This is a genomic window from Acinetobacter sp. B51(2017) (genome assembly GCF_003711395.1).
In the GTDB taxonomy this organism is placed as follows: domain Bacteria; phylum Pseudomonadota; class Gammaproteobacteria; order Pseudomonadales; family Moraxellaceae; genus Acinetobacter.
In genome coordinates, this window is sequence record NZ_PJRJ01000027.1 from 1 (window position 1) to 25,987 (window position 25,987).

Genomic DNA, 25,987 nt, shown 5'->3' on the forward strand with positions numbered 1-25,987 from the left:
AGAACTGGCTGTTTGCTGGCTCGCTGCGCAGTGGCCAACGAGCTGCCAATATCATGACTTTAATCCAGTCAGCAAAGCTCAATGGCTTGGATCCGTATGCCTATTTAAGTGATGTGCTGAAAAGGCTGCCGACACACAAAGTGACCCAAATTGAAGAATTACTGCCACACCGGTGGCAACCCGACCAAAATTAAAAAATAGGTATGGGGTTCAGCGGATGCTTACGTTTCTGCAAGCGAAGATATAGGATTAAAGTATAAAAAAAGCCTACAAGAAGTAGGCTTTTACAGCATAACAATATGCTTATTTTTTCTGAGCCGCTTGCGCTTGTTCAGTTAATTTTTGCAGTTTTGTCACCAATGACGTACCAAAACAAGCTTTTAACTCTTGGTTTTGTTTTTGTACAAAGGCAAGGGTAGATGGGCTTTTCTTTTGGTTAATGGCACTTTGAATTTGCCATTTTTGGTCGTTGGTGAGTTTACCATCAGCATTTACTGCGCAAGTACAGTACTTTGTCACTTCTGCTGCGGTTAACTTACCACTTTTTTTAGTTTCTTCTTTACAAACATTCACTAAAGCATTTTTAACATTAGTACTTTTATATGCTTGTTGTAAATTATCTTGCGCTTGTGCGCCCGTTGCAAAAGCTGCAACAGTTGCCAATACAGCGCCAGCAAGAATGTTTGATTTTAAAATTTTCATAGCCTCTACCTTATTCTTACGGTATATAACGTGTTGGGTCAGCAACGCCAGCGTCATCAAAACCTTGTTTACGGAGACGGCAACTGTCACAAGTGCCACAAGCACGTCCTTGGTCATCTGCTTGGTAGCAAGATACCGTTTGACTGTAGTCTACGCCATGTTCTAGGCCTAAGCGAATAATATTTGCTTTGGATAAATGTAACAAAGGTGTTTCAAATTTAAGTGGTTTACCTTCTACGCCAACCTTGGTGGCAAGGCGTGCCATATTGGCAAATGCTTCAATAAACTCAGGACGACAATCTGGATAACCTGAATAATCGACCGCGTTAATGCCAATCACAATAGCTTCGGCATCAAAGACTTCTGCTGCGGCTAGGGCATACGATAAGAAGATGGTATTACGTGCTGGCACATAAGTAATTGGAATGCCTTCTTCTTCATGGTCAGGCACATCAATACTATGGTCGGTGAGGGCTGAGCCACCTAAATTACCCAAGTCAATGTTAATGACACGATGCTCAACACCTGCGGCTTGAGTCATGGCTTTGGCAGCATCTAACTCTGTGGTTGAACGCTGACCATACATAAAACTTAACGCGATACATTCATAACGCGCCTGTGCCCAAGCTAAACAAGTGGTTGAGTCAAGGCCGCCAGATAACAACACAATGGCACGAGGGCGCATATTCATTCTCCAAAATTGAGTTAATTAACGACCGGTTTCGTCATTCCAAAGTAATTTATGCAATTGCAATTGGAAACGAACTGGGAGACGGTCATCTAAAATCCATTGCGCAAGGTCACGTGCCAGTTGTGGCATACGTACCGCGCCTTTTTCGACTGCAAAGGCAGGTGAGAACCATACTGTACTCACTTTATCTGCCAGTTGATATTGCTCAAGCTGCTGTTTTGACCATTCGTAATCTTCACGATTACAAATCACGAATTTAATTTGATCATGTGAGTTTAAATGATCCAAATTACTCAGCAAGTTTCGTGCAACTTCGCCTGAAGTTGGGGTTTTTAAATCTAAAACTTTTGAAACACGCATATCGACTTTAGCAACATCTAAAGCGCCACTGGTCTCTAAAGAGACCTGACAGCCTAAATCTGCTAAACGCTGCATAAGCGGGAGAGCATTGGGCTGAGCCAGTGGCTCACCGCCAGTCACGCAGACGTGTGGTGTGCCAAAATCAAGTGTGGTTTGGATAATCTGTTCTAAGGATTGACGTTCACCACCTTCAAATGAATAGGTGGTATCACAATAGCTACAACGCAGTGGGCAACCCGTTAAACGGATAAACACCGTAGGCAGACCTGCGCTATTGGCTTCACCTTGTAATGAATAAAAGATCTCAGTGATGCGTAAACCCGCAGATGGATCAGAAACAGGGATAGCAGAAGATCGAAGCGTATTCATAACAAAATTAACCGAGAGAGAAATAACAAGATATAAAAATAAAAATCCCTACGACCTATGCTGGTCGTAGAGACAAGGAACGATTAAGCTCCGTAGAGAAATACGATGAATTAGTCGTCACGTAATAAATCGTTTAAACTGGTTTTGGCACGCGTTTTCGCGTCTACTTTTTTCACGATAATCGCAGCATATAAGCTATATGTACCGCATTTAGACGGTAAGCTACCAGCAACAACAACAGAGCCTGCAGGGACACGGCCATAGTGAATTTCGCCAGTTGCGCGGTCATAAATCTTGGTCGATTGACCAATAAACACGCCCATTGAAATCACAGAACCTTCTTCAACAATCACGCCTTCAACAATTTCAGAACGTGCACCGATGAAGCAGTTATCTTCAATAATAGTTGGATTGGCTTGTAATGGCTCTAGTACACCACCAATACCAACACCACCCGATAAATGTACGTTTTTACCAATTTGTGCACATGAACCTACAGTTGCCCAAGTGTCGACCATTGTGCCTTCATCGACATAAGCACCAATGTTGACATAAGATGGCATTAAAATCACGCCTTTGGCTTGGAATGAACCGCGACGCGCCACAGCAGGCGGTACCACACGTACCCCAGCGTCTTTAAATTGTGCTTCAGTCCAACCCGTGAATTTGGTATCTACTTTGTCGTAGAACTGCAAATCACATGATTCAATTGGCTTGTTGTCATTTAATTTAAAAGATAATAATACCGCTTTTTTCAACCACTGATGAACAACCCATTCACCGTCAATTTTTTCTGCAACACGTAATGTACCGTTGTCTAAACCTGTAATCGCTTGTTCAACTGCTGTACGTACTTCAACTGGGCAATCCGCTGCGCTGAAGTTAGCACGGTCTTCAAAAGCTTGTTCAATAATTGTTGAAAGCTGCGACATGATCTTTTCTTCCAGAAAAAAATTTTTCAAGATTTTACACTATATTTTGGCAAAAGCAGACGAAAAATGAGCGAATAGGCAAAATTTACTCAACTTTGCAAGTCAACTTAAGCTGTATAAGCGCTAGAGTATATTTAATCAGGCTGCTGATTTAAAATTTTTTTACTTATCAAGAGTTAATGTCATTTGTATCAAAAGATAACAAAAAATAATCATTTTTCGGGTGAAATTTACTCAAAAAACATCATATTATGTGCTGCATAACAATAGATGATCACAAAAAGCTCATTTTGAGGAGAATAAAATGAAATTACGTATGCTTGTTGCAGCAGCCGCTTTAGCGACCGCAGGTTCTGTAATGGCTGACTCGTCAGTTGTACATGATGGTTATCAATTTAACGGTAATCAATTAATTCCATCAGGCGTACGTGCTGAAGTGGGTACAACTGGTTACGGTGGTGCTTTAGTTTGGACTGCAAACCCAAAAGTCGATGTAGTACTCGGTTATAACGGTGGTGACATTTCGTGGTCAGATGACGTTTCTGTAGATGGAACCAAGTATGATGCCGATATGGACAATAATGTTACTTATTTAAATGCGCAAATCCGTCCATGGTCAAACTGGTTCTATATGGCGGCAGGTGTAGGTTACATCGACTCTAAATATGATTTAAAAGGCCGTCCAGGTAGTGATGGTGAAATCAAGTTAGATGGTAAAACCTTTGGCGCTGACGTTGGTAATGTGGTAGGTAAACTGAAATACGGTAACGATATTGCACCGTATGCAGGTATTGGTTTCTCACCAGCAATCAATAATCGTTGGGGCGTATTTGGTGAAATCGGTGCTTACTACACAGGTAATCCTGAAGTAACACTGTATAACACAGGTAATCCAGGTGCTTTAGATGTGAATGGTACGACAACAGCAGCTGAAGCATTGGCCAATCAACGTAATAAATTACAAAATGATGATGAATATGAATGGTTACCAGTGGCTAAGCTAGGTCTAAGCTTCCGCTTCTAATCCATATATGCTAAAAAAACGAGCTTCGGCTCGTTTTTTTATGTCTAGCTGATTTTAAGCTTGATTGGCTTGATATTCATTAATCACTTCTAAAGCAGCACGAAAGGCTTCTTGTGTTGCTGGCGCGCCGCAGTACGGTAAGCTATGCAATAACACTTCTTGAATTTCTTCTACAGTTGCACCGTTATTTAAAGCACCGCGGACATGGCCTTTAAGTTCAGTTGGACTTTTTTGCGCGGTTAAAAAAGCGATGGTGATTAACGAACGATATTTGCGCGGTAGTACGCCTTCACGTTGCCACGTTGAACCCCAAGCATGTTCATTAATCCAGTCTTGTAGCGGCTGAGTAAATGGTACGGTATTGTCTTGTGCACGTTTGACAAAACTTGCTCCCATTACCTCAGTACGGACTTTTAAGCCATTGTCATAATCTTGTTGTGACATACATCCCTCAATATTTTTGATCATTTTAAAAGCAATCTGAGTGTAAACCTTGTGTTAGATTACGACTACACCGCAAAAGTCGTAGATCAACATCAAGCAGCATAGTGCTGCTTGATCGTTTTTTGGCTAGATTAAGCGGCTTTTAGGTTTTGCGTATTTAAGGCTACGCCTGTGGCTGCTTGAATTTGCTCAAGTGACACATTTTCAGCCAGTTCAATCAGTTCAACGCCATGTGCTGTGATATCCATCACACCAAGGTCAGTGATAATACGCTGTACCACGCCTTTACCCGTTAATGGTAGGGCACATTGCGCTACAATTTTCGGGCTGCCGTCTTTGGCACAGTGTTCCATCAGGACCACAACTTTTTGTACGCCTGCGACCAAATCCATGGCACCGCCCATACCCTTGACTTTTTTGCCTGGAATCATCCAATTGGCAAGATCGCCAGTTTGTGACACTTCCATCGCGCCTAAAATCGCAATATTGACATGACCGCCACGGATCATGGCAAAAGATTCTGAGCTTGAGAAAAATGCTGCACCTTTGCGTGCGGTCACGGTTTGTTTACCAGCATTAATTAAATCGGCATCGACGGTGTCTTGGGTCGGAAATTCATCAATCCCCAATAAACCATTTTCAGATTGTAACCAAACGTTAATGCCTTCGGGTAAGTAGTTAGCAACCAGGGTCGGTAAGCCAATGCCCAAATTGACATAGAAGCCGTCTTCAAGTTCAAGGGCAGCACGCGCCGCCATTTGATTACGTGTCCAAGCCATGATTTAAGCCTCCGCCTTTAACGTCATTTGTTCGATACGTTTTTCAGGTGTTGCATTTAAGACAATACGATTAACGTAGATACCCGGTAAATGGATATCATCTGGATCAATCTCGCCAATTTCAACGATTTGTTCTACTTCGGCAATGGTAAATTTACCTGCCATGGCACACTCAGGGTTAAAGTTACGCGCGGTTTTACGAAACACTAAGTTGCCTGCTTTGTCGGCTTTATAGGCTTTAATCAAAGCCACATCTGCCGTTAAAGACGGCTCTAAAATATAGTCTTTACCATTAAATTCACGTACTTCTTTGCCTTCGGCAATTAAAGTACCCACGCCTGTTTGGGTATAAAATGCTGGAATACCTGCACCACCGGCACGTAACTTTTCTGCGAGCGTTCCTTGTGGGGTGAGCTCGACTTCAAGCTCACCATTTAAGTATTGACGTTCAAATTCTTTGTTTTCACCCACATAAGATGAAATCATTTTCTTAATTTGTTTGGTTTGTAGCAATTTACCTAAACCAAAATCATCCACACCGGCATTGTTTGAAATACAAGTTAAACCCGTAACACCGGTATTTTTAAGCGCTTCAATTAAGGCTTCAGGAATACCACATAAACCAAAACCACCCACAGCGAGGGTCTGATGGTCAGCCACGATATCTTGTAGTGCTACATCGGCACTGGCAACCAATTTATTCATGACTTATGCATCCACCTTAGCTGAAGCTGAATTGTTATCTAATTCAGACGCATGTAAGAAATGAGTATGATGTGGCGCACGTTTGGTTTTGCTCCATTCTTCAAGCATTTCATATTTCATTTCTTCAGTAATCATGGCAATTTTTGCCGGTGCAGCAGGGTCGTCGTAGGCCAATTCTAAGCGGTGACCATTTGGATCAAAGAAGTAAATTGAATGGAAAATACCGTGATTGGTAATGCCTAAAACATCCACACCATTTTCTTCAAGATGTGCTTTAGCAGCCACTAAAGCATCACGATCTTTGACTTTAAGCGCAATATGTTGCACCCATTTTGGCGTGTTTTCATCGCGACCCATTTCAGGTTGGGTTGGCAATTCAAAGAAAGCTAAAACGTTACCATTGCCAGCATCTAAAAATAAATGCATATATGGATCAAAGGCCTTGGTTGATGGCACATAATCTTCAGCAAAGGCCAAAATAAAATCCATATTCAGGTTTTTTTTGTACCACTCTACGGTTTCTTTGGCATCTTTACAGCGGTAAGCGACATGGTGAATCTGTTCAATTTGAATGGTCATGGTCAATATCCTTATTTATTGTTTATGCCGCATCGGCTTGGTTTTCAGGCGCTGCATGTTGAAATGGCGCCAAGCTTAAGCAATGCTGATAGATGGCATGAATTTTTGGGTATACGCTGACATCAATGTTAAAGCGTAGGGCATTGTAGATTTGTGGAATCAAGCAGCAATCTGCCAAGGTGGCCTGATCGCCAAAGCAGAATTTACCATTTGAGTCTTTGAGCTGAGCTTCTAAACCTTTTAAACCAAGCTCAACCCAATGGCGATACCATGCCGATTTTTGCTCATCGCTGATTTGCAATTCATTGGATAGATACTGCAACACACGTAAGTTATTGATCGGATGAATATCGCAAGCAATGCTTTGACTAAAAGCACGAATCAAAGCACGTTGTTTAGGGTCTTGTGGCAGCAGTGCAGTTTCAGGATGTACTTCATCTAAGTATTCCAAAATACTTAAAGATTGCGTCAGAATAAAACCGTCATCATCAAGTGCAGGCACAAGTTCATTGGGGTTAATGGCTTGGTAAGCCGGCGCATGTTGCTGCCCGCCATCTTTAACCAAGTGCACCGGTAGCACATCGGCGTTTAAACCTTTCAGGTTTAGGCCAATGCGTACCCGATAAGCGGCTGAACTGCGAAAATAACTATACAGCTTCACGCGTTTCTTCCTCAGTTTCGGCAAAGTTAAACTCAATCGCAGGCAGCACTTTACCGCTGACTTCCCCAAAGCCAATGCGTAGACCATCTTTTTGGCAGTAGCCCTTCATAATTAAGGTATCGCCATCGGCTAAGAAGCTACGTTGTTCGCCATTTGAAAGCGTTAAAGGTTTGGTTGTATTCCAAGTCAATTCTAAAAGTGAACCGTAAGAATCTGGTGTAGGGCCTGAGATGGTCCCTGAGCCCATTAAGTCACCTACTTGTAAGTTGCAGCCAGCAATGGTGTGGTGGGTTAATTGCTGAGCCATTGACCAATACATATATTTAAAGTTGGTTTGGCAAATCACATCTGCTGTTGCAGCGTTTTCTGGTTGTAATTCAACAGATAAGTTGATGTCGTAGCTGTTGGCGCTTAAGTCTTCGCGTAAGTAAGCCAATGGTGCAGGTGTTTGTTCTGGGCTGTTGGTTTTAAATGGCTCAAGTGCATCTAAAGTCACAATCCAAGGTGAAATTGAAGAGGCAAAAGTTTTGGCGTTAAATGGACCTAAGGGTACATATTCCCACTGTTGAATATCACGCGCTGACCAGTCATTAAATAACACCATGCCAAAGATATGCTCCCAAGCATGTTCAATGGCAACAGGTTCGCCAAGCGCATTGTTTTTACCCACAATAAAGCCCGTTTCAAGTTCAAAGTCCAGCTTACGACAGGCCGAGAATACAGGACGATCTTGGTTGGGTAATTTGATTTGACCAGACGGACGGCGCACGTTTGTACCGCTCACCACCACAGAACTGGCACGACCGTTATAACCGACCGGTAATTCTGACCAGTTTGGCAGCAAAGCATTTTTTGGATCACGGAACATGCAACCAACATTAGTGGCGTGTTCTTTTGATGAATAGAAATCAGTGTAACCGCCAATATGTACAGGCAAGTGCATGGTCACTGCATCTTGTTTAAAAAAGGCTTGCTCACGCAGGGCTTGATTGTCACGTAAGGTTGCATGATCCGCGCTCAACAAGGTTTGAAGTTGCTGACGTAATGCTGTCCAGTTAGCACGACCTGATTCAATAAATGCATTTAAAGTGGCTTGATGAAAATAGGGCCCACCGTTTAAGGTCAAAAGACCTGCATTTTCTAAGACGCTTAAATCAATGACCCAATCACCAAGCGCAGTGGCACAGTGGCGTTCGCCTGTCGGGCTTTGACTAAATACGCCATAAGGCAAATTTTGAATGGGAAAATCTGAGTCTGAAGCGATATCAATAAATGCGCGAAGTTGAGCTGTCATGGCTTATATCCTTTGTCTCGAAGCATCGCAATCCGTGCGGTATTGCAAAGCGACATCTGAAAAAAAATCTTCAAAAAAAGTTGTTATTTGACACTTTAAAATCATTTTCATAAAATTAAATTTATTAAAAACAATAATTTAAAATCATATTTTTGATCTTATACGCCTAACGTCTAACAACCCTTGATTTTTGCTATTAATCTCATCATACTCATTTTCACAGATTACGCAATACATAATTTGGTTACGTATTTCGTAATTAAACTAAAGTTCTAGAGCATCAGGACACAGCCAAGCTGGTAATCAAACAGGCAATTTAGCTGATGTTGTGGCTTTGCAATTGAGCGGCTTCGCGTAGAATGCTCGCCATTGCAATGAGAGTTACAAGATCGATGTCTGAAGAGAAAACCCAAGCTGGAGTGCAGTCACTAGAAGTGGGCTTAAGTGTGCTAGATGCTTTGATTGCACATAGCAGTCCCATGATGCTCAAAGAACTGGCAGAAAAACTTGCGATGCATCCCGCCAAAGTACACCGCTATATGGTGAGCTTGGTTCGGATGCAGTATGCCAAGCAGTTATTGGATGGACGTTATGCCTTGGGTGATCAAGCATGGCGTTTAGGACTCGGTTGCATTCAACGCACCGATACCATTCAAGCGGCACAAGCACAGATTTACGCGTTGCATCGCCAAATTAATTGCGGTTTGCAAATTAGTAAGTGGAGCTCACAAGGCCCATTGGTGGTGCAATGGATTGAACCCAATCAACCGGTATCAGTTATTACACGTGTGGGTTCAGTGATGCCGATGTTGAATTCCGCGACAGGGCGTACCTTTGCGGCATTTATGCCCGAAGCGATGATTCGACCGTTGTTAGAGCAAGAATGGCAACACAAACAGGCGCAGGGAATTGCGGTTTATCCGGGGAACTGGGCCGAATTTGAACAAATGAAACAGGGCATTCTCCAAGCGGGTGCAGCCACAGTTTCAGGCGATATGCTGGCAGGCGTGAATGCCATCTGCGTGCCGATTTTCAATATTCATGGCGAAATTGAATTTTGTATTGCGGCACTCGGTAGCGAACAACATCTGCCAATTGATTTTAGCCACGAGCGGGTACAGGCCTTGCAAGGAACTGCCAAAGCCTTAACTGCTCAAATTACACAAGGTTAAGCCTGCGTGCTTGACCTTGTGATTTCAACTCAGGGAAAGCACGATGAGAAATTCCAAATTTTTCTACGGCTGGTGGATTGTACTGGCATTGATGGTGATTTCGGGTTCAGCGATTGCGCTGACCATCACCACATTTAATATTTATCTGAATGCTTTTACGCAACAAGTGGGGATTAGCGCGACACAATTTGCGTTGTGCTCAACCATTATTAATATTACGGTGATGTTATTTTCACCTAAAATTGGCAAGCTATTACAACAACATACCAAAAAAGCACTGTTGGTCTTCTTAACTGGATTCTGCTTAAGTTATGCGGCGTTTTCTTTAGCGACTAATGTCGTGAGCCTGTATGTGGTTGCAGCGCTGTTTGGCTTTTTCTCCACCGGTTTAACCTTTATTCCACCCAATATTTTAGTCAATCGTTGGTTTATTGAGAAAAAAGGTTTAGCCATGAGCCTTGCGTTATCGGGCAGCGCTTTCTTTGGCATGGCTTTAAGTAAATATATCAGTTATTGCATCGAACATTACAGCACCGGTTTTGCCTATCAAACGGTGGCTTTAATGATGTTTGTGGTGGGTACAGTCTTAGTTATTGCGTTAATTAAAGAGTCGCCTGAACAAATGGGGCTTAAAGCGCTAGGTGCTGATCAGGTGAGTCAGCAAAACACCACGCAATCCAATTTAGCTTTGGTGCATTTGCCTGCCAAGGAACTCAAAAAGAAACCTTTCTTTTGGTCCATGTTGTCTGCACAATTTTTAGTCGGCTTTGTCGGTGGTGGAATTGTGTTGCAATTACCGGTTTATCTACAAAACACCTTTGGCATGCAACAAGCAGCAACCTTTTTAGTGATTACTTTAGGGGTGATGATCTTCGCAAAAGTCTTGTTGGGTTGGTTGTATGACAAATTTGGTTCGGTATTTTCAACCGCGATTGTAGTGGCATGTATTTTAATGACCTGTATTCCATTTATTTTCACGACTTCAAGTGATATGTGGGTACTCGGTCTTGTGGGGGTGTTGTTCTGGGGTATGGGCAACTGCGTGGGTACAGTGACCCCTGCGGTAATTGCCTCTAAAACTTACGGCCCTGAACATTATGGCGAAGTGTATGGTATTTGCTTACGTTTCCAAACCTTAGGTATTGCTAGTGGCGTACCTGCAATTTCCATGCTCGCCACCGCAACCGGCTCATTTACTATGGTGTGGATCATCTGTACCGTACTGACCATTTTATTATTTGCTTTTTATGTGTATGGATTACGTGGTAGCCAAGCGTATCGCTTTATCGCCAAGCCCGATCTATATTCTTCTTTATCAAAAACTTAAAAAACGCAGGACAAGGAGTTCGATATGCATTTTCCAGAAACCAAGCCACGCGACTCGCTCTATTATCGCTACCAAGTGTATCCACACTTCCATAGCCAAAGCGATGTGGTGACTGATGCACAAACCGTGACTGTGGTGGGTGCTGGCCCTATTGGGATGAGCACTGCATTATTGCTAGCAAAGCAGGGCGTAAAAGTGGTGTTACTTTCAGCTGAGCAGCAATTGTCAGAAGGTAGCCGTGCTTTGGTCTATACCAAGCGTTCTATGGAAATTTTAAATGCGGCTGGTGCTGCAGATAAAATTATGCAAAAAGCATTACCGTGGACGCATGGTAATTCGATTTATAAAGGTCAAGTGTGTTTCCGTATGGCAACACCGGTCAATGAGCATGATCAGTTCTATCCACTGAATAACTTACAACAAAACTGGTTAGAACATTATTTACTCGAAACCATCCAAGCGCAGGACAACATTGAAGTGCGTTGGGGCAACAAAGTTGTGGCGCAAAGCCAAGACAATGATCAAGTGACTTTGACTGTACATACCCCTGAAGGTGAGTATCGCCACATTTCAAATTGGGTGGTTGCAGCAGACGGTGGCCGTTCGCCAATTCGTGAAAGCATGAAGCTATGGATGGAAGGTGCTAGCTACGAAGGTCGTTTCGTGATTGCCGATATTCGCATTAAACTCGATTATCCAACCGAACGTTTAGCCTTTTTCTCACCCGATTGGAATCCGGGCAACACCATTTTAATGCACCGTGAGCCAGACAATATCTGGCGTTTTGACTATCAGTTAGATCCAAGTATTGCACCTGAAGAGGCATTAAAACCTGAAAATCTCACCAAAGCAGTCAATGACCAACTGAAAATGATTGGTCAAGACCATTTAGAGTGGGAAATGGATTGGAGCACAGTTTATTCAGCGCGTGCTTTAACCTTAGACAACTATGTGCATAACCGCATTATGTTTGTTGGTGATGCGGCACATTTACTGCCAATCTTTGGGGTACGTGGTGCCAATACTGGTTTCCAAGATGCACAAGATTTAGCATGGAAACTTTCTGCGGTAGTCAATGGTTGGGCACCTGAAAAACTTTTACAAAGCTATACTTTTGACCGTGTAGGCGCTGCGCGTGAAATTATCGCGGAAGCGGGTAAATCAACGCGCTTTATGGCACCGCCATCCCATGGTTTCCGTTTACTGCGTAACGCCGTGTTATCGTTATCTTTACAACATGAGTTTGTGCGTCCGTTGTACCATTGGCGTACCTCACGTCCACATGCTTATACCCATTCGCCATTAAATAGTAAAAATGACGATAACGCGTTAATGAATGAAATCACTGAAAATGGTGCGTTAATTCCAAACGTGAAATTTGCTGATGGTTCATTCTTATATGATTCAATTAGCGGCAAATTTAGCGTAATTGTACTCACTGAAAATGGTCAGGTGGCTGAAGGTTTAGTGGCTGAAGTTGCAGCACTTAAAAAGCGTGGTGTACCGGCACAATTGCTGGCTTTAAATATTGATGGCGTCGCTGTTGCACAGGCTGATGTCAACTTAACTATTTCAGCGCAAATTGCTGCAGAGCGTTTCTTTGCAGCAGCGGGGGCGATTTATTTAGTGCGTCCCGGACATCACATCAATGGTCGTTGGATCAACTACCGTGACAATGCAATTACTGAAACTTTAAATCAATTTATCATGGCGCCAGCAGGAGCAGCAGCATGAGCAATATCTCAATTCCAGAACTCGAAAAAGTCTATGACCATTTAGCAGAGAGCATTGATGCGATTGCTGAAGATAAACGTGAGTTATTTTTAGTGAAACTTGCGTTACTAAGTGCTAATCATATTCAAGATGGCAATGTATTTTTGCAATTAATTAATCAAGCCAAAGTATTTGAAGATTAACGATAAATCTGCAAAAAAAGCCCGTGTAAACGGGCTTTTTTATCGGCTAAAAGATTTAAAAACAAAAAAGCCCTCAATTGAGGGCTTTTAAACGCATTGAAGTATTAAGCTTCAATCACTTGTACATCAATTTTTTTCGCAGGATCAGCTTTACGACGTACTGCTGGCACTGGCTCACCGTAGTATTGACGGTCAGCGAAGTAACTTGAACGCACCATTGGCGCTGCCCAAATGTTTTTAAAGCCTAACTTTTGACCATGTGCAGTATAACGCTCAAACTCTTCAGGGGTTACAAAGCGGTCAATCGCAGCATGTTGCTTGGATGGTTGTAGGTACTGACCAATGGTCACGTAATCTACGCCATGCGCGTGTAAATCATCCAGTAGGGCAATCACTTCTTCTTCAGTTTCACCAATACCCACCATCAAACCACATTTGGTTGGTACATCTGGGCAATATTCTTTAAACATTTTTAATAGGTTTAAAGAGTGTTGGTAATCTGAACCCGGACGCATGGCTTTATATAAACGCGGCACAGTTTCGATGTTGTGGTTAAATACGTCTGGTGGGCATTCGGTCATAATACGTAATGCCACATCCATACGACCACGGAAATCAGGCACTAAAATTTCAAGTAAAGTTTTCGGGCTTAAAGCACGCGCTTCTTTAATACAGTCCACAAAATGTTGTGCACCGCCGTCCAATAAGTCATCACGGTCTACAGAGGTAATCACCGCGTATTTCAGACCTAAATTGGCAATGGTTTCAGCCATATGGCGTGGTTCATCAGGGTCAAGCGCATTGGGACGACCGTGTGCTACGTCGCAGAATGGGCAACGACGGGTACAAATATCACCCATAATCATAAAGGTTGCTGTACCCCCGCCAAAACACTCAGGTAAGTTCGGACAAGCGGCTTCTTCACATACTGTATGTAATTTTTGCGCACGTAAGGTGGTTTTAATGCGTTGCACTTCTTCTGGTGCCGCCATTTTGACGCGAATCCAATCCGGCTTACGTGGGGTTTCAACCGTAGGAACAACTTTTACAGGAATACGCGCGACTTTCTCTGCGCCACGAAGTTTAACACCCTGTTCAGGTTTACGGTTTTCAGACATATTCAATTTTTCCACTGTTTTTTAACGGGGGAGGTGTTTTAATCACAATAGGTCATTATAACCAAGTTGCTTGTAAATGGGGTAAAAACAATATTCATTTTAGAAATGTTGTTATTGGTTAATATATGATGACTAAATACAGCAAAGGCATTCTCTTTCAGTCATAATATCTTTAAGATAAACGACAAAATTGAATTTTGAAGGAGCGTTGAATGCCACGTAAAAAAGAGGTCGTTAGTGGGACTTTCGTAAAATATGATGCGGTTGTTCTCGGTTCGGGCCCTGCGGGCGAAGGCGCGGCAATGAAACTTGCCAAATCTGGTAAGCGTGTTGCAATTGTAGATCTGCGTGAGCAATTGGGCGGTAACTGTACCCATGTGGGTACCATCCCAAGTAAAGCTTTACGTCAAACGGTATCGAATATTATTCGTTATCGCCGTGACCCAATGTTTAAAAAAATGGGTGACTGGCGCCAATTTACCATGAAACAAGTGTTGCAAAGTGCACACAAAGTGATTCAACAGCAAGTTGAGACGCATTCACGTTTTTATGATCGTAACAAAATTGATATCTTCCATGGCCGTGCATATATCCAAGATAAAAACACTGTACTGATTTTTAGCCCTGAAGGCATTACCGAAACTATTATTTGCCAACAAATTGTGGTGGCAACTGGTAGCCGTCCGTATCGTCCTGCAATGCTTGATTTTAACCATCCACGCGTGTTTGATTCGGATAAGATTTTGGATCTAGATTATTCTATCCAAAAAATTATCATTTATGGCGCAGGTGTGATTGGCTGTGAATATGCCTCAATTTTTATTGGTTTAGACCATAAAGTTGATTTGATTAACACTCAGCCAAAACTGTTAAGCTATCTTGATGATGAAATTTCAGACGCATTGTCATATCACTTACGTGAACAAGGTGTGTTGATTCGCCATAATGAACAAATTGATCATTTAGAAACCTTTGATGATCATGTGGTTTTACATTTACAAAGTGGTAAGAAAATTAAAGCCGATGCCATTTTATGGTGTAACGGACGTTCGGGTAATACCGATGGCTTAGGTTTAGAAAACGTCGGTATTACCCCTAATAGCCGTGGTCAAATTACCGTAAACCAAGAATATCAAACTGAAGTTGAGAATATTTTTGCTGCTGGTGATGTCATTGGTTGGCCATCACTTGCCTCTGCTGCTTATGACCAAGGTCGTTCGGCGGGGGGCAATATGAGCGGTGAAGAAGGCATTAAACCAGTGACGGATATTCCAACGGGTATTTATACCATTCCGGAAATTTCATCGATTGGTAAAACTGAGCAGCAATTGACAGAAGAAAAGATTCCTTATGAAGTGGGTCAGGCGTCTTTCCGTCATTTGGCGCGTGCGCAAATTACCGGTGATACCGTGGGTGAACTTAAGTTATTGTTCCATCGTGATACTTTAGAAATTTTAGGTGTGCATTGTTTTGGTAACAATGCCTCAGAAATTATTCACATTGGTCAAGCGGTCATGAATAGCCCGAACAATACCATTAAGTATTTCGTGGAAACTACATTTAACTATCCAACGATGGCGGAAGCGTATCGTGTGGCAACTTTAAACGGTATGAATCGTTTGTTCTAAGTTTTTGAGTTAAAATAAAAAACCGTAAGTTTAGGCTTGCGGTTTTTTTATTTTTACAGCAGTGTTAAGGCAGCATAATAAGCGGCAAAACTGCCGATTAAACTGAGCCAAATTGGCAATTTACTGCGTAACAAGCCAATCACGACCAGCACAAAAATACCATCCCAAATTGAGCTAAGATATTTTTGTCCCATCTCTAACACTAAATATAACAATAATCCCACCACTGCCGCATTAATGCCGACCAGAGCACGAAACAAATGGGGTTGCTGCATGAGTTTGCTCCAATACGGCAACAGACCAAACATGAGTAAAAAAGAGGGCAAAAAAATCACCACAGTAGCAAACAGCGCATTGCCCCCCGCAGATGAGCTTAAGGGCAATAAAGCGCCTAAATAACTTGCAAAACTAAATAAAGGGCCAGGCATGAGCTGTTCCAACGCATAGCCTAAGTCAAATTGAGGCTGTGCCAACCAAGCAGTGGTGACAAACTCTTGTTGTAATAACGGCAAAATAATATGTCCGCCGCCAAATACCAAAGATGCAGTGCGGTATAGCGCCATAAAGCTGTCTAACCATAGATTTGGACCAAGAGCACTTAATACTGGAACCAAAATAAACGGCAGAACAAACAGCACTATATAAAAATGTGCTTGAGATTGCTGTTTACTAGATACCAACAGTGGCTGGATAGATGGATTTTGGCTATGGCTGGCATAATATATTCCCACGACGCCACCTAGAACAATCACTAAAAGCTGATTTAAACCATGCGGTAACACATATAATAATAAAGTGGCCAGTAACATGAGCATATATTGCCAAGTAAACTTACAAAAGCTGCGTAACATTTGCCAAAATGCCCACAGCACTATCCCCAGTACTAGAAGCTGAATGACATGGAAAAAGTCACCTGATAAATAAGGGCTCAGTTTGAGGCCTAAAATGGCGGCAATTGTCATCAGCAGCATTGAGGGGAGGGTAAAACCGAGCCAAGCACAAAGCGCTCCGCCATAGCCTTGGAGCACATAACCTAAACCAATCCCCACTTGGCTACTGGTTGGACCTGGTAAAATTTGTGCCAAAGCCAATACTTCACTGTATTGCTGTTCAGAAATATAGTGTAAGTCTTTGACCAAGCGTTGATAAAACAACACTAAATGTGCAGCTGGGCCACCAAAAGCAATACAGCCCAATTGTAAAAATAGCCAAAAAATCTGTCCATAACTGAGTTGGATCACCGTCTATACATCCTTGTGAAGGGCATCGCCCAGTAAAAAATCAGTGACTTTAAAGAAAAAGCATGTCACACAGATGACAGGCAAAAAAAAGAGTATGCTTAAAAGCATACTCATGCGCTGTAAAAAAATATCTTATTATAATTGATTGGGCTGAAATCTAGCGATCATTAAAATGGGCGAGCTCCTGCTAAGCTAATACGTTTGAGCAAACGGCGCTGCTCACTCGGAAAAGGTTTACGCGAATGTAGCGTCACTTGATTATCCCAAAACACAATATCACCTTGCTGCCAATTGTGTTCATAACGAAACTCAGGTTTGAGTAAATGGGCGCGTAATGTCGCAATTAATTGACTGCCTGCTTGATCATCATAATTGACCAATTCTACTTCAGAGCGTTCATTCAGCCACAGCGCTTTGCGTCCTGTTTCAGGATGGGTACGCACTAAAGGGTGCGCATAGCCATAGCCAACCGTGGGTTGATCTTTAAAGCGATATAAAGGCGTATTGCCATAACCATTTTGACCTGTATTACTGTTTGCGCGGACGAAAGGGTTATAGGTGATCAATTGCAAACCATCAATATGTGCTTTGGTTGCCTCATCTAGCGCATCATAGGCTTTAATGGTGTTGTACCATGAGGTTTGTCCCCCATCTTGTGGCAGTTCAATCGCATACAGTAACGAGCCAAAAGAGGGCTGTGGCGTCCATTGGTGATCAGCATGTGCTGCCAATTCGCCATGACCAGTATAATCACCTTGACCTACCGCATTGGATACTGGAATGACATCAGGAGGAATACCTGTGTCTTGTTGAGTTGCTAATACAGGGTTGTCAGCACTTGGGCGGAAAATCGCGCCAAAATAACTGGCAAACGCTAAATACTGTGCATCATCTAAAGTTTGACCTTTAAAAATTAAAATCAAATGCTCGGCCAAGGCTTGTTTTAAACGAAAAATGGTTGCGCCGCTTTGTGCTTTGCCTGTATCTAAGCCCCAAACTTCTGCGCCTAGTGCACCTTGAATGGGGCGGATTTCAATATCGTGATCATTTTGTAATTGCTCTGATTGATGCCAACGCGGTGCATCAAAAATGGCTTGAGAAAGTGGGCTGAGTGCAGTCATGTTTATTCCTAAGTTTTCTATTGCTTGGGATTAACTTAAGATGAACAGAAGCAAAGCGAAAATCATAAAAATATCTAAGTTTATGAAAAACAGCAGAAAATAACTTAAATGATTGTTTTTCTATCTTTTAGTGTTTTATACGATCTAAGTTAGATTTTCTGCTGTGCAGCATGTTTAAAAAACGACACTAGTGGGCGCAAAAGGCTAGATTAAAATATACAAATAAATCAGGTGTATTCAGCCATAAGCCGAGTGATACAGCCAATAATAGCAATACAATCAAGCCAATTCCGAATTTGACTTGCCATGCAAAATTAGTCATGTACCACCGCCTTTTCATTGACCATGAAGTGTACCAGTACTCCAAAAATACTCAGTAAAATCGATAAAATCCACACCACATTGTAATTACCAGTCATATCGTGATTTAAGCCACCGAGCCAACCGCCTAAGAACGAACCGACTTGATGGGTAAAGAACACCAAACCACTCAGCATAGTTAAGTATTTCACCCCAAACATATTGGCCACAATGCCGTTGGTGAGTGGAACAGTAGATAACCACAGGAGTCCCATCACCACGCCAAAAGCATACACGCTCCATGTGGTGAGTGGTAAAACTAAGAATAAAATCATGGCGATACCGCGTAGACCGTATAAGCCCATCAGCAAATGGGGTTTAGAGTATTTTCCGCCCAGCCAACCTGCGGTATAGGTACCGACAATGTTAAATAAACCCACTAACGCCAAGAAGATCGTCCCTGTGGTGGCATTAAAGCCATGATCAATTAAATAACCGGGCAAGTGAATACCAATAAACACCACTTGAAAACCACAGACAAAAAAGCCTAAGGATAAAAACCAAAACGGTTTATGGTTTTTGGCAATAACTAAAATTTGCTTAAAGCTTAAGACGGGTGTGGTGGAGGGTGCGGCATTTGGATCCACATACATCGGTGCTTTTAAAGTCCATGCTAGAGGTACCAAAAGCGCAACTAAAATCGAACTAATGAATAAAGCACTTTTCCAGCCAAAACTTTGTAATAACAGTAAAGTGGTAGGCAGCATAATAAACTGACCAAATGAACCTGCGGCACTGGCAATGCCCATGGCAAGGCTACGTTTAGATGGATGCGCGGCACGACCTACAGCAGAGAGCAAAACCGGGAATGAGGTTGCAGATAAAGCTAAACCTAAGATTAAACCTGCACTTAAATTCAGCAATAAGCCTGTTGAACTCATGGCCATCAGAGAGAGGCCTAAAACATAGAGTAAGCCACCTACAGCAACCACCACTTTAGAGCCATATCTATCGGCAAAAGCACCGGTAATGGGTTGTACTGCACCCCAAATTAAGTTTTGTAAGGCAATCGCAAGGCTAAAAACGTTATGTCCCCAACCAAATTCATGGCTCATCGGCACTAAATACAAACCAAACGCATGCCGAATCCCTAAAGACAAGGCCAAGATGATGGCACTGCCGATCAGCATATAAATAAGGGTGTTAGAAAAACGCGTCTCTGACATAAAACATTCCGATGTATGGCGTACGGCTTATGGTAAACCATTCAAAATAAGGCAACGATAACTTTAAGTTGGCAAGCGATATGCTTTTTAGTTATAAAAAAAGCCACCCGTAGGTGGCTTTTACTGTGTCGTCAAGGCTTAGTTAAAGCGTGACAAATCCTCTTCAGGACGTGCAGTGAGCACTTCTACACCGGTTTTTGTTACCAATAACGTATGTTCGTATTGCGCAGATAAGCTGTGATCTTTGGTCACAACTGTCCATTTGTCGCCTAATAATTTAGTTTTCCAGTCGCCCGCATTGACCATGGGTTCAATGGTGAAGGTCATGCCTTCTTCTAAAATCATGCCAGTATTCGGTTGACCGTAGTGCAATACTTGTGGTTCATCATGGAACACTTCGCCAATACCATGACCACAGTATTCACGCACAACGCTAAAACGCTCAGATTCTACATATTGTTGAATCGCGTGACCGATATCACCCATTGTGGCACCTGGTTTCACCACTTGCATACCACGGTACATGGCTTCTTGCGCCACTTTACACAAACGATTAGCTAAAATAGAGGTTTCTTCACCTACGATATACATCATGTTGGTATCGCCGTGGAAACCATCTTTAATCACAGTCACATCAATATTTAAGATATCGCCTTTTTTGAGCTTTTTCGCTTCAGATGGAATACCGTGACACACCACATGGTTCACTGAGGTACAGATTACATGTTGGAACGCAGGGCGACCTGGCGCTGCACCATAGCCTAAGCATGCAGGAATTGCGTCTTGTTTATTCACGATATAATCATGACAAATCGTATCAAGTTCTAAGGTCGTTACACCCGGAACAATATGCGGTTTGATCATATCCAAGACTTCTGCTGCCAGTCGTCCTGCTACACGCATCTTTTCGATATCTTCAGCAGATTTGATTAAACGACGTGGAGCTTCATAAGTACTGTTCATGATCTTCAAAAACTTTTGGAAATTTGTATGTGACTATGGTATAAATAGCCGCCCATTTTATCAAATGCTTTTTCGTGAATATCTTTCACGAGCTTTGTGCGATGGGGCATTAAAATCCGCACATATATCGACACATTTCTCTGGGTGCCCTTTAGGGTGGAGAATGCGGATATATGGAGGCCTAACCCAAATCTTTAAGGTAAAAGAAAATGGCAGATTACAACGTAAGCATGCGCGACCTTCTTCAAGCAGGCGCACACTTTGGTCACCAAACACGTTTTTGGAACCCAAAAATGCGCGACTACATCTTTGGCGCGCGTAACAAAATTCACATCATCAACCTTGAGCACACTGTTCCTGCGTTAAATGATGCGTTGAACTTTGCTAACAACTTGGCTAGCAAAAAGAACAAAGTTTTGTTCGTTGGTACTAAACGTGCTGCTTCTGCGATCATCCGTGAACAAGCGCAACGCGCTGGTCAACCATACGTTGATCACCGTTGGTTAGGTGGTATGTTGACGAACTGGAAAACTTTACGTCAATCTATCAACCGTTTAAAAGATCTTCAAACTCAATCTACTGACGGTACTTTTGCTAAGCTTACTAAACGTGAAGCTTTAGAGCGTACTCGTGAGATGGAAAAACTTGAACGTGCTTTAGGCGGCGTTAAGAACATGGGTGGTTTACCTGACGCATTATTCGTAATCGACGTTGATCACGAAGCGATTGCAATCAAAGAAGCTAAAAACTTAGGTATTCCTGTAATTGGTATCGTTGATACAAACTCTAACCCAGACAACGTAGACTACGTAATTCCGGGTAACGACGATGCGATCCGTGCAGTAACACTTTATGCTTCTGCTATGGCTGACGCGATTATTGCTGGTAAAGAATACGCTCAAACTCAAGCAAATGCGCAAGCAAAAGCTGAAGACGTTAAAGAAGCTCCAGAGGCTTAATGCGTTTTGACGCAAGCTTGTCATTTTTGCGACATGTGATGGTGGCATAGTAAGCGTTATGTATGCAGACGGCCCATGAGGACACCTCTGGGCCGTTTCTGTTCCAAACAAGAATACATTTTCTACCGAATTTAGGAGATTCACATGACTGCTATTACTGCAAGCATGGTAAAAGAATTGCGTGACCGTACTGGTCTTGCAATGATGGAATGCAAAAAAGCGTTAACTGAAGCTGGTGGCGACGTTGAGCTTGCAATTGACAACCTTCGTAAATCAGGTCAAGCAAAAGCTGCTAAAAAAGCAGGTAACATTGCTGCTGATGGCGCGATCACAATTGCTCAAGAAGGCAACAAAGCACTTCTTTTAGAAGTAAACTGCCAAACTGACTTTGTTGCTAAAGACGAAAACTTTGCTGGTTTCTCTGCTAAAGTTGCTGCTGCTGCGCTTGCTGCAAACGTAACTGAAGCTGCTCAAATCGCTGAACTTAAACTTGAAGATGGTTCAACTGTTGAAGAAGCGCGTATTGCACTTGTTCAAAAAATCGGTGAAAACATCCAAGTTCGTCGTGCAACAATCGTTGAAGGCGACAACCTTGCAGTTTACAAACACGGTTTGAAAATCGGTGTTGTTGTTGCTTATGCAGGTGATGCTGCAACTGGTAAAGGCATTGCAATGCACGTTGCTGCGTTCAACCCAGTTGCTGTAACTGAAGCTGACGTATCTGCTGAGCTTATCGCAAAAGAGAAAGAAATTGCTGAAGCTAAAGCAATTGAATCTGGTAAGCCTGCAAACATCGTTGAAAAAATGGTAACTGGTTCAGTTCAAAAGTACTTAAACGAAGTTGTACTTGAGAACCAAATGTACGTTATCGACAACGATAAGAAAGTTGCAGAAATTCTTAAATCAACTGGTACTACAGTTGCTCAATTCGTTCGCTTCGAAGTAGGTGAAGGTATTGAGAAGAAAGCAGAAATGAGCTTCGCTGACGAAGTTGCTGCTGCTCAAGCTGCTGCTGCTGCGCAATAATTTTTACCTTTAGGTAAAAGTTAAAAAAAGCCCCAAATTTTGGGGCTTTTTTTATGCTTATTTATAATTTACCCACCAAATGCGCAAATTGATGATGGCTATATTCGGCCCTTAAAAATAAACGCACTTGTGGAATCGAATATGCATCTTCAAGCAACAGGGTTAGATCTTCTAAAACTGCGGCAGGCGCATGGCTTAAAATAAACTGAAACTTATGGGGTTGCATAATTGCAATAACATTAAAGCCATTGCGCAAAATCGTATTCAGTAAATTTTCTACAATCACCACGGTGAGTTCTAGCACATCATCACTGGGTTCAAAATAGAATGACTCGACTTGCTCTAATTCAAAAGCATTATCTTCGGCTATCAACAGCAGTTCATCGATAGGATCTGAGCTATGTTCGGGTGAGGGTTCGACAAAATCGGCAAAAGCTTGTTCTTCTTCATGCAATCGCTCAAAAAAATCGTAAACTTCATCTAAAGTTTGATCAATTTCAATTGGTTTTTCCAGCACCGATAAAAAATTTAATTTTAGATCAAAGGCATTGGCCCAATCACGATACTCACAATCAATCACATATTGTTGCGCGATGCTGTATTCACTCAGCCATGCTTCAAACCAAGCATGACTACTTTGTTCAAGGTCAATTGCTGGAAAATCATCAGGCTGAAGTTTGGGAAAAATATAGATGAGTAAATCGCGAAGTAATTGACTTTCGTGCATGGTCAACAATGATAGCTAGGACAGTCTTTACTATAGAAGATTTTGCTGAATAAATCAGCATGCAAGCGACGACAGTCAGGCTTGACTAAAGATCCAATTGCTGCAGTGGTCGCTTTAAAGCTATATAGGCTAGCTGAGGCTTAAAAAGCTAAAATCCGCTCAAATTTTCCTATTAAATACCTAGATTTGTATGTGAAAACCGATAACCCATCTTAAATGCGCACCATTTGCGATTTTTGCCGTGTTTTCCATTTAAAGCCAGCTTTACCTAATAAACTGTCAAGGCACCAAATTGGGCCAATCAGTAAGAATTGTAGGTCTTTAAAGAAAGATGGTTTTTTACCCTCAATAGAATGTCCATAAAATTGTCCTAGCCAAGCCAAAATGAATATGCTGAGATAAAAACCGAAGCCTACAGGTAGGCTATAAATGAGGGCAAGTAACACTATATTAAGAATGGCCATGGCACAAGCCAAAAGCATATCTAAACGAGCATAAAACATAAAGCTCAATACTAAAAGCACACAGGCCAATAGCCAACTAAAGTGTGCCACAATCGCCACGATGGCAAAATAGATGCTAGGTACACAGAGCCAATGGATTTTTTTATTGAGCGGATGTTGGTGGTTTTGATTATATTCGTCCAACCAATCTTGTAAGTGGCGCATATTCACCTCCTGTGGATACTGCTCTAAATATAGCAGTCGCTTTATATAAAAAAAGCCACATTCAATGTGGCTTTTGTATGATTTGTCAAATGTAGCATCAAGCATTAAGAGTTAGGACCATCTACGCGCTCAATACTTACTTTGCCTACACCGGCATTGGTAATACCCAGTTGCTTGGCTGCACCATAAGAAAGATCAAGTACACGGTTACCATGGAATGGACCACGATCATTCACCTTAACAATCACGCTCTTACCATTGCTCTTATTGGTTACGCGAATATAGCAATTCAGTGGCAAGCTACGATGAGCCGCTGTCAAAGCATTCATATCAAATGTTTCACCGCTGGCAGTTTTACGACCATGGAACTGACGACCATACCAAGATGCCATACCTGTTTGGCTAAACTTACGTACCGTATTGGATGCCACGGTATTTAACTTTTCAATCACTGAAGGCTCTTCAGCAGGAATTTCGATTTTAGCAGCGATGGTTTGACGACGGACATTGTCACCTGAACGCTCAGTGATTGAAAGGCTATTTAAATTAGAAAAATGTTGATTGAAGTTTTGTGCTTCTTTATTTAATACACGCGCCGCTAAACGAGTGGTGTCTGGATCATGTTTCAGTGATGACGATTGTACCATATCTGCCTGTGACTGACTCAGGACAAAGATACTGCTTAGGGCTAAAATATATTTAAACGATGAATGCATAAAGACTCCTATTATCAAAAAATTGCCAGTGTAGAGGCGGGCAAATTTTCAGATAAATTGATGTTTGCAACTACATTTGACGGAAGGGATAATATTCATGCGCTCTGTATAGTGTCTAGAGCTGATACCAAAATAATGAGAAAAATTACTAAAAAAGCGGTTTTTATGATTAAAAAATAAACAATAATGTAACAATGTGTTTAAAAAGCCGCTTTTTTAGTCAAAATGTTAAAAATAAATGTTGACTTTTTTACTGTGAATTAAAGATGGACTCAGCGACTTGCTACTTCTGTACCTAACTGCCATACCGCCGTGGCATACATTCGGCTCTTGTTATAGGTGGTAATGACTTGGAAATTGGGGTAGGTAATATAGTAGCTCGGGCCATAATTTTCCTGTAATTGAATCACATTGACCAAGTCTAAATTGTCGATGCGTACCAAGGGGTTAAGGGGGGCAATGCCGTGTTTTTTTAGCACACCATAGGGCGTAGGCTGAGTTAAATCTTTAGCAATCACTTGATCTGGAGTATTACCGCTGTAACGTGCAGCAAAAGCAATCGGTTGATTGCGCTGCCAACCGTGCTGAGCTAAGTAATTGGCGATTGAGCCAATAGCATCTACCGCAGAGTCACGTAAGTCGATATGACCATTACCGTCGTAATCGACACCAAATTTGGGAATATTACTTGGCATAAATTGTGGATACCCAATCGCACCCGCATATGAGCCTTGAATAGAGTGCGTTGCCACACCTTCTTTATAACTAAAGGCAATTAAAGCGCCCAATTCATCTTGGAAATAAGCAGCACGACGTGGATAACCAAAAGCCAAGGTGGCCAGTGCATCACGGGTCATGAGATTGCCTTTATTGGCACCATAACCGGTCTCTACCCCTAAAATGCCTAAAATAATACTTTGGGGCACACCAAACTGCTGTTCTGCACGATTTAAAGTATCGGCATATTGCTGTTTAAAGCGGACTCCACGAGCAATGGTGCTTTCGGCTAGAAAATTGGTTTTATAACTATACCAAGGCTTACTTTCACCTGGGCGATTCATAATTTCAATGATATTGGGGCGATTACGACTGCCATTCATGGCCCAATCAATTTGCTGTGCAGTTAAGCCATAACTTTGCATGGTTTTTTGTTTAAAGCTGGCATATTCAGGATGCAACTGAAAGTCGTTAGCTTGGCTGGTGAAACTGGTGAGCGATAGCGCTGCACCCATCAGTGCTAAGCTTTGTAATTTTTTATTGAAACGAAGTTTTAACGTCATGTTAAAGTCCAAAAACTGACTACTGGAAAGGAAGCGCAAGATCATTCAAACACCAGTGT

The 25,987-nt window shown here is 42.1% G+C and carries 29 protein-coding genes; 9 read left to right on the top strand and 20 right to left on the bottom strand.

What is annotated here, in order from left to right; genetic code table 11:
- Positions 1-194 (top strand): transposase domain-containing protein (locus CYK47_RS11850; protein ID WP_164709117.1); only part of this gene is annotated, 194 nt, incomplete at its 5' end.
- 109 nt (positions 195-303) lie between these two features.
- On the opposite strand, the gene CYK47_RS11855 is transcribed toward CYK47_RS11850, so the two are convergent.
- From CYK47_RS11855 to dapD, 4 genes are all read right to left on the bottom strand, one after another.
- On the bottom strand, positions 304-702 hold the full coding sequence (locus CYK47_RS11855; RefSeq protein ID WP_122902029.1) for a hypothetical protein: 399 nt from the start codon (positions 700-702) through the stop codon (positions 304-306).
- 16 nt (positions 703-718) lie between these two features.
- Positions 719-1,387, bottom strand: coding sequence for a 7-cyano-7-deazaguanine synthase QueC (queC, locus tag CYK47_RS11860; RefSeq protein ID WP_122902031.1), 669 nt, complete (start codon positions 1,385-1,387; stop codon positions 719-721).
- A gap of 24 nt (positions 1,388-1,411) precedes the next feature.
- On the bottom strand, positions 1,412-2,122 hold the full coding sequence (gene queE, locus CYK47_RS11865) for a 7-carboxy-7-deazaguanine synthase QueE (protein ID WP_122902033.1): 711 nt from the start codon (positions 2,120-2,122) through the stop codon (positions 1,412-1,414).
- A 110-nt stretch (positions 2,123-2,232) separates the two neighbouring features.
- On the bottom strand, positions 2,233-3,054 hold the full coding sequence (dapD, locus tag CYK47_RS11870) for a 2,3,4,5-tetrahydropyridine-2,6-dicarboxylate N-succinyltransferase (protein ID WP_122902035.1): 822 nt from the start codon (positions 3,052-3,054) through the stop codon (positions 2,233-2,235).
- Positions 3,055-3,358: 304 nt separating this feature from the next.
- Between dapD and carO the strand changes: the two genes are divergently transcribed.
- Complete coding sequence (carO, locus tag CYK47_RS11875) at positions 3,359-4,078, top strand: ornithine uptake porin CarO (RefSeq protein ID WP_122902036.1); 720 nt, start codon at positions 3,359-3,361, stop codon at positions 4,076-4,078.
- Positions 4,079-4,132: 54 nt separating this feature from the next.
- On the opposite strand, the gene CYK47_RS11880 is transcribed toward carO, so the two are convergent.
- The 6 genes from CYK47_RS11880 to fahA form a co-directional block, all read right to left on the bottom strand.
- Entirely contained in the window at positions 4,133-4,522 is a 390-nt protein-coding gene (locus CYK47_RS11880) for a carboxymuconolactone decarboxylase family protein (RefSeq protein WP_122902038.1), read from the bottom strand.
- Between the two features lie 131 nt (positions 4,523-4,653).
- Positions 4,654-5,301: a CoA transferase subunit B gene (locus CYK47_RS11885; RefSeq protein ID WP_122902040.1), complete on the bottom strand. Its 648-nt coding sequence runs from the start codon at positions 5,299-5,301 to the stop codon at positions 4,654-4,656.
- Positions 5,302-5,304: 3 nt separating this feature from the next.
- Positions 5,305-6,006 carry a CoA transferase subunit A gene (locus tag CYK47_RS11890; protein WP_122902042.1) on the bottom strand — a complete coding sequence of 234 codons (702 nt, stop codon included), beginning with the start codon at positions 6,004-6,006 and terminating at the stop codon, positions 5,305-5,307.
- Between the two features lie 3 nt (positions 6,007-6,009).
- Entirely contained in the window at positions 6,010-6,585 is a 576-nt protein-coding gene (locus tag CYK47_RS11895; protein WP_122902044.1) for a VOC family protein, read from the bottom strand.
- Between the two features lie 22 nt (positions 6,586-6,607).
- Entirely contained in the window at positions 6,608-7,246 is a 639-nt protein-coding gene (gene maiA, locus CYK47_RS11900; protein WP_122902046.1) for a maleylacetoacetate isomerase, read from the bottom strand.
- The gene (fahA, locus tag CYK47_RS11905) at positions 7,233-8,540 is read right to left on the bottom strand and encodes a fumarylacetoacetase (RefSeq protein WP_122902048.1); all 1,308 of its coding nucleotides are present in this window, start codon (positions 8,538-8,540) and stop codon (positions 7,233-7,235) included. The genes maiA and fahA overlap by 14 nt, the downstream gene beginning before the upstream one ends.
- A 392-nt stretch (positions 8,541-8,932) precedes the next feature.
- Here fahA and CYK47_RS11910 point away from each other — a divergent pair, with 392 nt between their 5' ends.
- The 4 genes from CYK47_RS11910 to CYK47_RS11925 are packed head-to-tail and all read left to right on the top strand — an operon-like array spanning position 8,933 to position 12,955.
- Positions 8,933-9,712, top strand: coding sequence for an IclR family transcriptional regulator (locus CYK47_RS11910; protein WP_122902050.1), 780 nt, complete (start codon positions 8,933-8,935; stop codon positions 9,710-9,712).
- Positions 9,713-9,755: 43 nt separating this feature from the next.
- Entirely contained in the window at positions 9,756-11,039 is a 1,284-nt protein-coding gene (locus tag CYK47_RS11915; protein WP_122902052.1) for an MFS transporter, read from the top strand.
- Between the two features lie 24 nt (positions 11,040-11,063).
- Positions 11,064-12,773, top strand: a complete 1,710-nt coding sequence (locus tag CYK47_RS11920) for an FAD-dependent monooxygenase (protein WP_122902054.1) — start codon at positions 11,064-11,066, stop codon at positions 12,771-12,773.
- Positions 12,770-12,955, top strand: coding sequence for a hypothetical protein (locus tag CYK47_RS11925; protein ID WP_122902056.1), 186 nt, complete (start codon positions 12,770-12,772; stop codon positions 12,953-12,955). The genes CYK47_RS11920 and CYK47_RS11925 overlap by 4 nt, the downstream gene beginning before the upstream one ends.
- 104 nt (positions 12,956-13,059) lie before the next feature.
- Here CYK47_RS11925 and lipA read toward each other — a convergent pair whose 3' ends face one another.
- The gene (gene lipA, locus CYK47_RS11930) at positions 13,060-14,073 is read right to left on the bottom strand and encodes a lipoyl synthase (protein WP_122902058.1); all 1,014 of its coding nucleotides are present in this window, start codon (positions 14,071-14,073) and stop codon (positions 13,060-13,062) included.
- A gap of 212 nt (positions 14,074-14,285) precedes the next feature.
- On the opposite strand from lipA, the gene sthA reads away from it, so the two are divergent.
- Entirely contained in the window at positions 14,286-15,701 is a 1,416-nt protein-coding gene (gene sthA, locus CYK47_RS11935) for a Si-specific NAD(P)(+) transhydrogenase (RefSeq protein WP_122902060.1), read from the top strand.
- 53 nt (positions 15,702-15,754) lie between these two features.
- On the opposite strand, the gene chrA is transcribed toward sthA, so the two are convergent.
- The 5 genes from chrA to map form a co-directional block, all read right to left on the bottom strand.
- Positions 15,755-16,942, bottom strand: a complete 1,188-nt coding sequence (chrA, locus tag CYK47_RS11940) for a chromate efflux transporter (RefSeq protein ID WP_122902062.1) — start codon at positions 16,940-16,942, stop codon at positions 15,755-15,757.
- Positions 16,943-17,109: 167 nt separating this feature from the next.
- Positions 17,110-18,063: a TauD/TfdA dioxygenase family protein gene (locus CYK47_RS11945; protein ID WP_122902064.1), complete on the bottom strand. Its 954-nt coding sequence runs from the start codon at positions 18,061-18,063 to the stop codon at positions 17,110-17,112.
- A 187-nt stretch (positions 18,064-18,250) separates the two neighbouring features.
- On the bottom strand, positions 18,251-18,385 hold the full coding sequence (locus tag CYK47_RS15785; RefSeq protein WP_286206920.1) for a hypothetical protein: 135 nt from the start codon (positions 18,383-18,385) through the stop codon (positions 18,251-18,253).
- Positions 18,378-19,589 (bottom strand): MFS transporter, encoded by a 1,212-nt coding sequence (locus CYK47_RS11950; protein ID WP_122902066.1) that lies wholly within the window; start codon positions 19,587-19,589, stop codon positions 18,378-18,380. Before CYK47_RS11950 ends, CYK47_RS15785 begins: the two co-directional genes overlap by 8 nt.
- Before the next feature lie 138 nt (positions 19,590-19,727).
- Positions 19,728-20,552, bottom strand: a complete 825-nt coding sequence (gene map / locus CYK47_RS11955) for a type I methionyl aminopeptidase (RefSeq protein WP_122902068.1) — start codon at positions 20,550-20,552, stop codon at positions 19,728-19,730.
- A 209-nt stretch (positions 20,553-20,761) separates the two neighbouring features.
- Between map and rpsB the strand changes: the two genes are divergently transcribed.
- Positions 20,762-21,511, top strand: coding sequence for a 30S ribosomal protein S2 (gene rpsB, locus CYK47_RS11960; RefSeq protein WP_122902070.1), 750 nt, complete (start codon positions 20,762-20,764; stop codon positions 21,509-21,511).
- A 144-nt stretch (positions 21,512-21,655) separates the two neighbouring features.
- Positions 21,656-22,537 carry a translation elongation factor Ts gene (gene tsf, locus CYK47_RS11965; RefSeq protein ID WP_122902072.1) on the top strand — a complete coding sequence of 294 codons (882 nt, stop codon included), beginning with the start codon at positions 21,656-21,658 and terminating at the stop codon, positions 22,535-22,537.
- 61 nt (positions 22,538-22,598) lie between these two features.
- On the opposite strand, the gene CYK47_RS11970 is transcribed toward tsf, so the two are convergent.
- From CYK47_RS11970 to mltB, 4 genes are all read right to left on the bottom strand, one after another.
- On the bottom strand, positions 22,599-23,264 hold the full coding sequence (locus CYK47_RS11970) for a hypothetical protein (protein WP_122902074.1): 666 nt from the start codon (positions 23,262-23,264) through the stop codon (positions 22,599-22,601).
- A 212-nt stretch (positions 23,265-23,476) separates the two neighbouring features.
- On the bottom strand, positions 23,477-23,932 hold the full coding sequence (locus CYK47_RS11975; RefSeq protein ID WP_122902076.1) for an Mpo1 family 2-hydroxy fatty acid dioxygenase: 456 nt from the start codon (positions 23,930-23,932) through the stop codon (positions 23,477-23,479).
- 104 nt (positions 23,933-24,036) lie between these two features.
- Positions 24,037-24,648, bottom strand: coding sequence for a septal ring lytic transglycosylase RlpA family protein (locus CYK47_RS11980; RefSeq protein WP_122902078.1), 612 nt, complete (start codon positions 24,646-24,648; stop codon positions 24,037-24,039).
- A gap of 272 nt (positions 24,649-24,920) precedes the next feature.
- On the bottom strand, positions 24,921-25,928 hold the full coding sequence (gene mltB / locus CYK47_RS11990; RefSeq protein WP_122902082.1) for a lytic murein transglycosylase B: 1,008 nt from the start codon (positions 25,926-25,928) through the stop codon (positions 24,921-24,923).
- Positions 25,929-25,987: the final 59 nt, after the last annotated feature.